General features: G+C 66.6%; 3 protein-coding genes. All 3 read right to left on the bottom strand.

The features are described 5' to 3' along the window. Positions 1-177 precede the first annotated feature (177 nt). Positions 178-2592: an outer membrane protein assembly factor BamA gene (gene bamA, locus HUK84_RS10550; RefSeq protein ID WP_246285604.1), complete on the bottom strand. Its 2415-nt coding sequence runs from the start codon at positions 2590-2592 to the stop codon at positions 178-180. Between the two features lie 148 nt (positions 2593-2740). Then, positions 2741-3844 (bottom strand): RIP metalloprotease RseP, encoded by a 1104-nt coding sequence (rseP, locus tag HUK84_RS10545; protein ID WP_176640255.1) that lies wholly within the window; start codon positions 3842-3844, stop codon positions 2741-2743. Positions 3845-3888: 44 nt separating this feature from the next. Further along, the coding region (dxr, locus tag HUK84_RS10540) for a 1-deoxy-D-xylulose-5-phosphate reductoisomerase (protein ID WP_176640254.1) at positions 3889-4856 on the bottom strand (968 nt) is incomplete at its 5' end.

Below are 4856 nucleotides of genomic sequence, written 5' to 3'. Positions count from 1 at the left end.
GGGGCCGCCGCCGGCTGCGCGGTCTTGGGCACGAACCAGCCGGCATTCCCGCCCGAGGACGAGGCCCCCTGGGCAAGCGCGCCGGTCGAAGCCAGGCCGGCGCCGGTCATCACGACGACCGCGACCAGTGCGGAAACGCCACGGGTACGAAGCCCACGGGTAGAAAGCATTGTCACCTCAGAATTGCTGGCCAAAGCCAAAGCGGAGCAACTGCGTCCGGTCATGTCTCTGTTTCACGACCGGGATGCCGAGATCGATGTTGATCAGGCCGAACGGGCTTTTCCATGAAAAGCCGACACCCGTGCTGACGCGCGGCGACAGCGTGTCGCCATAGACCGGCGTATAGCGGGGCATATCCTGCGGATAGGCGGTATAGCGCCGCGGCACGCGCAGCCCGTCCAGCCCGCCGGCATCGACGAAGTAGCGGCCGCGAATGCCCATGTCCGCCGCCAGCGGCATCGGGAAATTGACGGTGGCCGACGCGGTGTAGATGAAGCGCCCGCCGATGAAATCTTCCTGCGAGTGCATCGGATACTGCACGCCCTGCCAGGTATAGGCCGGGATGCCCTTGGTGCGCGGACCCGCGCCGCCATCCAGGAAGCCACGCAGCGTGTTGCCGCCCAGATAGAAATTGTCGATGATGTCGCTGCGCCCGCCCCAGTTGGCGATGTCGCCCGCGCCGCCGGTAAAGGCGACCGTCCAGTCATGGTTGCCCATCAGGTCGTCCAGCGGCAGGTAGTAGGCCGTATCCACCTTGCCGCGGACATATTTCTCGTCGCCGCCCAGGCCGGCGAAATCGCCGCCCAGCCGCACGACATAACCGGAATGGGGCGACATGCGGTTGTCACGCGTGTCGTAGGTCAGCGTGGTGCTGAGCTGCGACAGCAGCGACCAGCCGGTCTGGTCCAGCACGTACCACGACGCGTCGCTGTAGGCGTTGTTCACCTGGCGGTCCGTCAGGGTATAGCTCCAGGACTGCGACAGGTGGTTGTTGTAGGCATAGCCCATGCGCAGCGAGAAGCCGTACCGGCCTTCGGAATAGTTCTGATAGGTCTGATAGTTGTTCTGGATGCCGAAGATGTCGATGCCGGCGACCAGGTTGCGGTTCAGGAAATACGGGTCGCTGACCGAAATGTCGGCCTGGCGCTGGTAATAGCCCAGGGTACCCGAAATGCCCGCATCCACGCCCGAGCCCAGCAGGTTGTGCTGCTTCAGCCCGATATTGCCCAGCACGCCGATATCGGTCGAATAGCCGCCGCCCAGTGAGAATTCGCCGGTCGGCTTTTCCACAACGTTGGCGGCCACGTCGACCCGGTCCGGCGCCGAGCCGGGGCTCTGGTCGATCGAGACCGAGCTGAAATACCCCAGATCCTGCAGGATGGCCTTGGAATATTTCTTGTCGGTCGGGGTGTACGGATCGCCTTCGGCCATCGGCAATTGCCGGCGGATCACCTGGTCCTGGGTGATCGTGTTGCCGTTGATGTCGATCCGTTCGACATAGACGCGCGGCCCTTCGCTGACGTCGAACAGCAGGTCGACGATGCGCTTCTCGGGGTTGCGGGCGATCTCGGGCCGGACCATGGCGAAGGGGTGGCCCTGGCCCTGCAGCCGCTCTTCCATATCGGTCGCATTATGCTGCACCGCGCTGCCGTCATACCATTGATGGGCGAACAGTTCGATATAGGGGCGCAGCGACGCCGCGCTGACATGGCGCAGCGACGAACGGATATTGACCCGCCCAAGCCGGTAGCGCGGCCCCTCCTCGATCGTGAAGGTGATGTAGAAGGATTTGCGGTCCGGCGACAATTCGCCGGTCTGGTTGCGCACCTGCGCGTCGACGAAGCCATTGCGCAGATAGAAGCGGCGCAGCAGTTCGGCATCATAGCGGATGCGTTCGGGATTATATTCGTCCGCCGAGGAGAAGAAGCGGTACCACGCCGTTTCCTTGGACGAGATCACCTGCGCCAGCCTGGCCTCGCTGAAGGCATGGTTGCCGACGAAGGAAATCTTGCGGACCAGGGTCTGCTCGGCCTCGTTGATCTGGAACACCACGTCGACCCGGTTATGCGACAGGCGGATGATCTGCGGCGTGACCGTGGCGGCGTAACGCGCCTTCTCGGCGTAGACGCCCAGGATCTTCTGCCGGTCCGAGGCCGTGATCTGGGTCGAGAAGACCGCGCGGGGACGCAGCGCGATCACCTTGCGCAAATCCTCGTCCTTCGCGGCGTGGTTGCCCTCGAAGACGATGCGGTTGACGATCGGGTTCTCGACCACGTGGACCTGCAGCACATTGCCCGCGCGATGCAGCGTCACATCGCGGAACAGGCCGGTGGCGTACAGGGTCTTCAGCGACCGGTCCAACTGGTCCTGATTGAACGGATCGCCCGGCTGCACCACCATATAGGACAGGACGGTGCTGGTTTCGATGCGGTCGTTGCCGCTGATCTGGATTGCTTCGATCACCCCGCCGGACGGCGCGCGGGCGACCGCCGCCCCGCGCGGCGCGGAATGAGGCTGTGCCTTGGCCGTGCCGGCGACGAACAGAGGGACGAGGCAAACCGACGCAAGAAGCGTAGAACGTTTAGTCGGCAAAATCGGCTTCCCCCAAACCAGCGGTCCGTAGGCGATAGGCGTCCGCGCGCGGATTCTCCGCACCGACGGTCGTTCGCGCCCGTACGGCGGAGGTATCCGAAATCCCCCCCGTCGCGCAAGCGCCTCCGTCATATCCGCGATGATGGCATCATCCGGCCAGAGATGCGACCCATCGGAACAGTCCGAAATGCGACAGATCGTTGAACGTCGAAAACAGGAACAGCCCGGCGATCACCGCGAAGCCGGCCTGAAAGCTGATGTCGCGCACCTGGCGCGGCACCGGCCGCCCCAGCAGGGCCTCCAGCCCGTAGAAGACCAGCCGGCCGCCATCCAGCACCGGGATCGGCAGCAGGTTGATCAGGCCAAGATTGATCGACAGCAGCGCCATGAACGACACCAGGCTGGCCACCCCGTACTGGGCCACCTGGCCCGACATCTGCGCGATCCGCAGCGGACCGCCCAGATCCTTGGCACTGTGCTGGCCGGTCAGCATCTGCCACAGCCCCGCCAGGGTCTGGACCGACAGGCGCCAGGTTTCCCCGAACGCGGCGGTCACGGCCGCCACCGGACCCAGCCGCTGGCTGACCGCGGCGGTGAACATCACGCCCAATTGCCCGCGCCTCGCGCCCGATTCGCCCGCGACCGTGCCGATCGTCACGGGCAGGGTGACGTCATGGCCGCCGCGATGGACGGTAACGTCGGTCTTCACCCCCGGCTCGGCCGCCACCACCGCCTGGATGCCGGCCACGTCGGCCACCTTGTGCGCGCCGATGCGCACGATGACGTCCTGCGGCAGGATGCCGGCCGCGGCGGCGGCGCTGCCCGACACGACCTGACCCACGACATTGCGGATTTCCGGCCGGCCCACGGTGGCGAACAACCCGGCGAACAGCACGATCGCCAGCAGGAAATTGAACACCGGCCCCGCCGCGATCACGATGGTGCGGGACAACACCGGCTTGTCATGAAAGGTGCGCCCGGGCTGCCAGGCCGCCATCTGCTCGGGCGTCGCCTCGTCCGGCCCTTCGAAACCGTGGGGCTTGACGTAGCCGCCCAGCGGAATCGGGCAGAGCCGCCATTCCGTGCCGACCCTGTCGTGCCAGCGCAGCAGCGGACGCCCGAAACCGATCGAGAACACCTCGACATGCACGCCCCGCCAGCGCGCGGCCAGGTAGTGGCCGAGTTCGTGGATGAAGACCAGCACTCCCAGCACCAGGGCGAAGGCGAGGACGGTCCGAAGCAGTTCGGGCATGATGAAGGGGGTACTCCTGGTAATGTTCGGGGCCGAAACCCGGATCAGGCCGCGCGCTGCGCCGTGCGCAGCCGCGCCGTCCGCCGGGCCTCCTGGTCCCAATGCAGCACGGCCTCGAGCGAATCGGCCGCCTGATGACCGAGCGCCTGCATCGCGTCCTCGACCACCCGGGCAATATCCAGAAAGCCGATCGCGCCGCCGAGGAACGCCTCGACCGCGATTTCATTGGCCGCCGACAGGATAGTGGGGACGGCGCCGCCCGCGCGCAAGGATTCGCGGGCCAGGCGCAGCGCGGGAAAGCGCGCCTCGTCGGGTTCCTCGAACTCCATGCGGCCCAGCGCCGCCAGGTCCAGGCGCGGCGACGTGGTGGCCATGCGGCAGGGCCAGGCCAGCGTATGGGCGATGGGGATGCGCATGTCGGCCGAACCCATCTGGGCCACGATGCTGCCGTCGGTATAATGCACCAGCCCGTGCACGACCGACTGGGGATGGACCACGACGCCGATCCTGTCCTCGGTCAGGGCGAACAGCCGCGCGGCCTCGATGACCTCCAGCCCCTTGTTGAACATCGTCGCCGAATCGATGGTGATCTTGGCGCCCATGGTCCAGGTCGGGTGGCGCAGCGCCGCCTCGGGGGTGGCCTTTTCCATGTCCGCCAGGCTGGCCCGGCGGAACGGCCCGCCCGAGGCGGTCAGCACGATCTTCTCGATCCCGTCTACCTGGCGGTCGGCCATCGACTGGAAGATCGCGTTATGTTCGGAATCCACCGGCAGCAGGGTCGCGCCGGCATCGGCGACCGCGCGCAGCATCACGTCGCCGGCGCAGACCAGGGCCTCCTTGTTCGCCAGGGCGATGGCGCCGCCGTTGCGGACCGACGCCAGGGTCGGTTCCAGCCCGATCGCCCCGGTGATCGCCGCCATCGTCCAATCCACCGGCCGGGCCGCCGCCTCGATCACCGCCTGGCGCCCGCCTGAGACCGCGATCCCGCTGCCGTCCAGCAGCTCGCGCAGCT

It is taken from the genome of Nguyenibacter vanlangensis (genome assembly GCF_013376155.1).
GTDB classification, from domain to species: domain Bacteria; phylum Pseudomonadota; class Alphaproteobacteria; order Acetobacterales; family Acetobacteraceae; genus Gluconacetobacter; species Gluconacetobacter vanlangensis.
The sequence above is the reverse complement of the archived record's forward strand: the minus strand, read 5'-3'. Positions and strand labels throughout refer to the sequence as shown.